Genomic DNA, 6190 nt, shown 5'->3' with positions numbered 1-6190 from the left:
GTAGTCAGTTACCTAATTTTCAGGGAAAAAGTACCTGAATTTTACCCCCGATCCCTCCAATGGTCGGCACTTTTTGAGGGAAAAAAAGTCTAAAAGCCTTATCCAACAAGGTTTTTAGATTTATTCAGCAAGCCCTAATTATAGTCACTTCAATTAAGATTGAATCGTATCAGACTTATCTGAAATGACTATCCCTTTTGAAGGACTAATCTTCTGCATAAGAAGAGTCCAGGCGAAAAAAAACCAAAAAGTAGCGGAATGTATAGCGCGCCACTACATCTCAGAAAAAACCCCTTACAATAGAGACAAAAGTGATCGGAGATCAATGGGGGTGAACGTCATGTTAGTGATTTTAACCGACGAACACATTCTCGATACGGGTTCTGTCTGTCAGGGCTGTCTTTTAGCCAACCAGCAGGGACAACCCCGGTGGCGAGAGGGTAAACTAGGCTGTGGTCACTCCTTGGGTAAAGGAGGAAGCCAACAGCCCAATCTCTACGAGTGTCAGATGGGCTTTACAATTGCTAATATTGAAGGCTAATCAGACCTTTTAAATGCTCAACTTAGAGTTGAGTTAGGGGGATTTTCTTGGGACTCGGAGGAGAGAATCAAGGCTATTACTAATCCCCAATTCAGCTTAGATACAATGACAATAATGACTGAGGGTTTCGTAGCATCGATCGTAGGCTTTTTGGGCTTGGGTTAAAACAGCGTCGGAAATTTCTATATCTAATTTTCTGGCTTGTTTAATAATTTTACCCGCTTTGATATTCTCGGAAGAATCTCCTATACCGCGGCTGCCAGTGGTTTTTAAAACTCGATATTCTTCAGAAAATCCCGTTTTCGTATCGAGATGACTCTGTAAACTATTAAAAACCAACTGACTTTGGTTTAATACCTGATCGTGGGTGATAAATAAACTCTTTTCTTTGCTGTTAATTAATTGAGCATAACTTTCTAAGGTGGCTAAACGACCGGTATAATAACCCAGGGCGTGCTGCTCGTTTTGATGGGGTTTAATATCTAGAATACTAGCTAAAGTGCGCTGCGGTTCTCGTAGTAAAAATATGGTCTTAACCGGATCAGATTGCAAAAAACTATGATCTAAAAACTTCTGATCATGAAGAACTTTATCTAAAATATATTTATGATTCATGTTTAAATCTTTCAAACGCCAGTAGAGTTGAAACATTAAAGTTTTAAAATCCTCTTCACTCTCATAAACCAGATGAGTTTCGCCAAAACCGATAATTTCAGGATTAGAATTGAGGATATGGGTCAATAAAGACGAACCCGATCGCATATGGCTAAGAATAAATAAAACCTGATAGGGTTGGGGACGAAAGAGAATTTTATAGGGGTCTTTGGGTGTATCAATGCGTACCTGAAAATACTTATAAGTTAAACGATGGGTTAAACCCTGCCAAGATTGGGGTAAGCGATCGAGGGCTATAGTCATAGGTTAATAAGGAATTGTGTCAACTTGTCGCGAAGATTCCCCTATAATGTATCCCATTTAAGACCCAAACAAAAGTGAGGTTTATACAAAATGGGATTGCCAAGTTGTTCGCTCTGGTTTTTTACGGCGCGAACCGATGTCTGGTTTATGATGAACACTATTCCCCATCTAGTCAAAATGAGTCAGTTTCCCTTCGAGGAAAAGGTACTCGCTATTGACACGGCCCCTTTAAGCGGGGAAAAGGTTAATCGCCCCGGACTGGGTACAATGGAGGAGTTAAGAGCCTGTGGTGAAAAATTAGTTAAAGATGGCATAATCGATCGCCTAGTGGATTTTAACTACGATCCCAGCTATCGTCAGCGCATCTATCAAAAGCATTTCGGCAGTCCCCTCCGTTCCACCCATAACTACAAAGGTTATCCGATTTTCGGCTCGATCTTCAAAATCGAGTCCTGTCGCAGCGACTATATGGTTCATTATGACAGCGACATGATGCTCTACCAAGAACCGGATTACAGTTGGATCTGCGAAGGGATCGAGTTAATGGAAACCCATCCAGAAATGATGTTTGTGCGTCCTTTGTCCGGTCCACCGCGGCCCGATGGTACGATTTATTCTCAGCATCCCTGCACGAAAAATCCCGATGGATTCTATCAATTTAAATTTTTTGGTAGTCGTGCCTATCTACTTAATTGTCGTCGCTACGATCGCCTTTTACCGATCACCCCCCTCTGGCGCTCTTATAAAAATACCTTTCTCGATCATTTACCCGATGGTTTAAAAGCTTGGGGGAATATTTTGACTGGCAAAGGAAAACTCGACTCTTGGGAAATTATGGTTTCTCGCTCCCTAGAACAAAGCAACTACTATCGCGCCACTCTCACCAATGCCAAGGGTTGGACTCTGCACCCCAACGAGCGCTCTGCCGCTTTTAGGCAAGCTTGGCCGACTATTATCGAAAAAATCGAAGCGGGTATTTACCCACCGACCCAAGCTGGTTATTATGACCTGATCCCGGAATTATGGTATTAAAAGAGCGTTATTTCTCTAGATTTGAGGTGAGGTGGTACTTAGAGATTGCTGGTGAAGCGATATTTTTGTTTGAATTAGAGAAGACAGGAAGGAACAACCCAAAAGAAAACCCAACCACCGCCGGAGATTGGGTTTTCTGGTTATGAATTGATTTTAAGGGGCCAAAGCGTTACCGCGCAGGAGAGAACCGATAGTTTTAGCGGCAATCTTCATCTGTACGAGAGGATTAGCGGGAACAACGGTTTTATAGAGATAACTGTCAAAAGTCATCTTCTGTACGTCCTTTTGGGAATTGCCTTGGGAGTGATCGGCAAGCTAGGTCAGAACAGGATTGAAGGGGTTGACATTTTATTTAGGTACGCTATATTCTAAAAACAATTGGCTCTCCCAAGTTTAGTGGGTAAAATGTATTCTAAAATACAGTCTGGGGGCAGTGAGTGGAACGAACCACAGAGACACAAAGGACACAAAGATTGATAGCTACTATATAAGTTAAACTTATCACACAAGGAATAAGAGAGCCAACAATTTCATAGGACTATAATATGAAAAACAGTACAAATGATATCACATACGAACAATTAACATCCCAAGAAACTGAATTGCAAGAAGAAGAAGAAGAAGAAGAAGAAGAAAGTTCAGACTTCTTCGATCCAACCAAAATCAGAATTACGACCAAACAAATAACCATGGATCTTTTGATCAAAAGAATTGAATATAAAGAAATTAACTTAAATCCTGATTTTCAACGTAACGCTAACATCTGGACTGATAAGGCTAAAAGCAGATTAATCGAATCTCTGTTAATACGAATTCCTCTGCCAGCATTTTATATGGATGCAACCGAGGAAGACGAATGGCTAATTATAGATGGATTGCAAAGACTGAGTACATTTAAAAGCTTTATTCTTGATGAGAAGCTTGTCTTAAAAGACCTAGAATTTTTAAAGGAATTAGAAAAGAACAAGTATTCAGATTTATCTCGTAACTATAAACGCAGAATAAATGAAGCAGAGTTTATTGTGTATTTAATTGAACCTGGTACACCACCTAAAGTTAAGTATAACATTTTTAGAAGAATTAATACTGGGGGATTACCTCTCAATTTACAAGAATTTCGTCAAGCGATAAATCCAGGTCAAGCCATAAAAATTCTCAAGGAATTAGCAAACATTCCAGAATTCCAAAAATTGACAAGTTTTAGTCAAAAAAGAAAGAATCGCATGGTCGATCATGAATTTATCTTAGGATTTATTGCTTTTACTTTAATAAGCTACAATTGCTATTCGTCTGATAAAGGTCGGGATGATTTTTTAGATCAAGCAATGAAAAAGCTAAACAAAATAGATGAAAATCGAGTACAAGAAATCAAAAATAAGTTTATTTTTGCCATGAAAGCGGCAAATAATATTTTTGGAGAAGATGCTTTCCGTAAAATCCGTAAAATCACAGAAGATGGAAAAAGAAAATATCCTATCAATAAAGCTCTTTTTGAAAGTTGGTCAGTTACCCTGAGTGATTTAAGTGAACAAGAACTTGAAACATTAATTGAGAGAAAGGAGAACGTCAAGGAAGTTTTTATTAAAAAAATGGAAGATGATAGTAATTTTCTCGAATCTGTTTCTCAAGCAGCCACTAAAGTTCCCTATAGATTTGATACAATTAAAGAAATAATAAAAGAGGTGTTATCATGTTAGAATCATTAGTGTTAAAAAATTTTAAGATTTTTGAAAATCAATCTTTTGATTTAAAACCGCTAACTTTGCTCTCAGGATTAAATAGTAGTGGCAAATCCACTTTGCTACAATCCTTATTATTACTTCGCCAGTCCTATAAGCAGGATTTATTACCAAAGGAAGGATTAGCATTAAATGGTGATTTAGTTCGTATTGGAACAGCTAAAGACGCTCTCTTTGAAGGTGCAAAAGAAGATTCAATTACTTTTGAAATTACCAGCGCAGATCATGGTAAAAGTTCATGGATTTTTGAATATGATCCTAATTCTGATGTTCTTCAACTATCTCCCCTGTCCCAAGATACTATTCCTCAAGAAATTTACCGATCCAATCTTTTTACTGATAAATTTTACTATCTACGAGCAGAAAGAATGTCTCCAAGTCCACATTTTGAAATTTCAGAATTTCAAGTCAAACAGCATAAACAGCTTGGAAGTAAGGGAGAATTTACAGCACATTTTCTTTCTATCTACGAAGAAGAGAAAATTAGAGATTCAAAATTAGAACATCCTCAAGCAATTTCTACAAGTTTTAAAAATCAAGTGGAAGCTTGGATTGGAGAAATTAGCCCTGGAACTAGAATCATAATCTCATCTCATCCAGAAATGGATTTAGTCAGTTTACAATACTCTTACGGACTGAGTAATCCTTATCGTCCTACAAATACTGGGTTTGGTATTACATATATACTACCTATTGTTGTGGCTTTATTATCATCTGTTACAGATACGTTAATTTTATTAGAAAATCCTGAAGCACATCTTCATCCAAAAGGACAATCTAAGATAGGAGAACTGTTAGCATTAGCGGCAAGCTGTGGGGTACAAATTATAGTAGAAACTCATAGTGATCATGTCTTAAATGGTATTCGTCGAGCGGTAAAAAATAAGAAAATTAATGCTCAAGATGTACGAATTCATTATTTTCAAAGATATTTGAAACAAGGACAAGCTGTATCAGAAGTTATTTCACCCATTCTTTATCAAGACGGAGGAATTGATCAGTGGCCTGATGGATTTTTTGATCAAGTGGAAAAAGATTTAATGGAGTTGCTTTAAAATGAAGTTTTTGATTAATGAACTTTCTTTTACTGGGCAAGCTAAAAACGACAATGAGGCTTACGAACTGCTCAAAAACTTATATGATATCATCCAAGAAGTAAAACCTATACAGAACAATTATCCTATCCAGACTCATAGTAGTTTATCTCAACAAAAAATATTATCTAATCTTACTATTCATCAATGGATTTGCCAAAAAATAAAGTCTCCTCATCCACAAGAGCAAGTGCTGGCTAAATTGTTGATACGAATTTTAACCAAGGGACCATTTATCGATAACCAAGTATTGCTTGAATCTTGCGAATGCTATTTTAACAACAAAAATATTACATCGAGTTCTTTAACTGGAGCGGTGAAACTTAAAGGTAGTTTACTCAGTTTACAAAAATCGGACGATTTTGTTGATGAAACCGTTGAGGTAACATTTCGAGAAAAAAACCAATCCTCTGAAAATGTTACCATCAGAAATTTAACCCAGATTACTCAATCTAGAAAATTATGTCCTCGTTACACTGGAACTCCTAAACATGATTCATCATTGAAAGGAACCGCACCTAGTGTTAAAGGAACTCCAATGGATTTAACAATCGAAGAAGCTCAAGAAGTCTTAAATCATTCCATAGATTATAAAAAAAAACGCTATGGATATCAAAAAGAAAAAAACAAGTTTTATGTATTTCATCCCAATAACAGTTATGATTCTGATGGCTATCCACTTTATCACGGGTTTCCAATTTCTGATTCTCAAGTTCTCCCTACAATTAAGTAGTCATGCAAAATTAATTACCCAAATAAAAAATTAAGAAGTATAATACATAAAAAAACGAAGCAGCAGGAAAATACAATGAGATTGATTAGAGACCTAAACCCCGAGAGCCAGAAAATGCTAGAGAGAATTTATC

Annotated in this window: 6 protein-coding genes and 1 pseudogene; 5 read left to right on the top strand and 2 right to left on the bottom strand. The window is 37.0% G+C overall.

Features of this window, described 5'->3' with window-relative positions; all coding sequences use genetic code 11:
• Positions 1–340 precede the first annotated feature (340 nt).
• Entirely contained in the window at positions 341–541 is a 201-nt protein-coding gene (locus O9332_RS23410; protein WP_002735656.1) for a hypothetical protein, read from the top strand.
• Between the two features lie 96 nt (positions 542–637).
• On the opposite strand, the gene O9332_RS23405 is transcribed toward O9332_RS23410, so the two are convergent.
• Positions 638–1459 carry a sulfotransferase family protein gene (locus tag O9332_RS23405; protein WP_002763378.1) on the bottom strand — a complete coding sequence of 274 codons (822 nt, stop codon included), beginning with the start codon at positions 1457–1459 and terminating at the stop codon, positions 638–640.
• A gap of 90 nt (positions 1460–1549) precedes the next feature.
• Between O9332_RS23405 and O9332_RS23400 the strand changes: the two genes are divergently transcribed.
• Positions 1550–2491, top strand: coding sequence for a hypothetical protein (locus O9332_RS23400; protein ID WP_288027639.1), 942 nt, complete (start codon positions 1550–1552; stop codon positions 2489–2491).
• A gap of 153 nt (positions 2492–2644) precedes the next feature.
• Here the strand turns inward: O9332_RS23400 and O9332_RS23395 are convergent.
• Positions 2645–2782, bottom strand: a pseudogene (locus tag O9332_RS23395) (geranylgeranyl reductase); the annotation flags it as partial.
• A 254-nt stretch (positions 2783–3036) separates the two neighbouring features.
• On the opposite strand from O9332_RS23395, the gene O9332_RS23390 reads away from it, so the two are divergent.
• Genes O9332_RS23390 through O9332_RS23380 form a run of 3 tightly spaced genes read left to right on the top strand, consistent with a single transcriptional unit; the run spans position 3037 to position 6057 of the window.
• Positions 3037–4188: a DUF262 domain-containing protein gene (locus tag O9332_RS23390; protein WP_288027638.1), complete on the top strand. Its 1152-nt coding sequence runs from the start codon at positions 3037–3039 to the stop codon at positions 4186–4188.
• Positions 4182–5285, top strand: coding sequence for an AAA family ATPase (locus O9332_RS23385; protein ID WP_193977301.1), 1104 nt, complete (start codon positions 4182–4184; stop codon positions 5283–5285). Before O9332_RS23390 ends, O9332_RS23385 begins: the two co-directional genes overlap by 7 nt.
• Position 5286: 1 nt before the next feature.
• Positions 5287–6057, top strand: a complete 771-nt coding sequence (locus tag O9332_RS23380; RefSeq protein ID WP_288027637.1) for a hypothetical protein — start codon at positions 5287–5289, stop codon at positions 6055–6057.
• Positions 6058–6190 lie beyond the last annotated feature (133 nt).

The sequence above is a fragment of the Microcystis sp. LE19-10.1B genome (assembly GCF_027530565.1).
GTDB classification, from domain to species: Bacteria; Cyanobacteriota; Cyanobacteriia; order Cyanobacteriales; family Microcystaceae; genus Microcystis; species Microcystis aeruginosa.
The sequence above is the reverse complement of the archived record's forward strand: the minus strand, read 5'-3'. Positions and strand labels throughout refer to the sequence as shown.

Bases quoted from the DNA above. Each gene is read 5' to 3' on its own strand.
- O9332_RS23385 (WP_193977301.1), top strand. From the start codon at position 4,182: ATGTTAGAATCATTAGTGTTAAAAAATTTTAAGATTTTTGAAAATCAA.
- O9332_RS23380 (WP_288027637.1), top strand. From the start codon at position 5,287: ATGAAGTTTTTGATTAATGAACTTTCTTTTACTGGGCAAGCTAAAAAC.
- O9332_RS23400 (WP_288027639.1), top strand. From the start codon at position 1,550: ATGGGATTGCCAAGTTGTTCGCTCTGGTTTTTTACGGCGCGAACCGAT.
- O9332_RS23405 (WP_002763378.1), bottom strand. From the start codon at position 1,459: ATGACTATAGCCCTCGATCGCTTACCCCAATCTTGGCAGGGTTTAACC.
- O9332_RS23410 (WP_002735656.1), top strand. From the start codon at position 341: ATGTTAGTGATTTTAACCGACGAACACATTCTCGATACGGGTTCTGTC.
- O9332_RS23390 (WP_288027638.1), top strand. From the start codon at position 3,037: ATGAAAAACAGTACAAATGATATCACATACGAACAATTAACATCCCAA.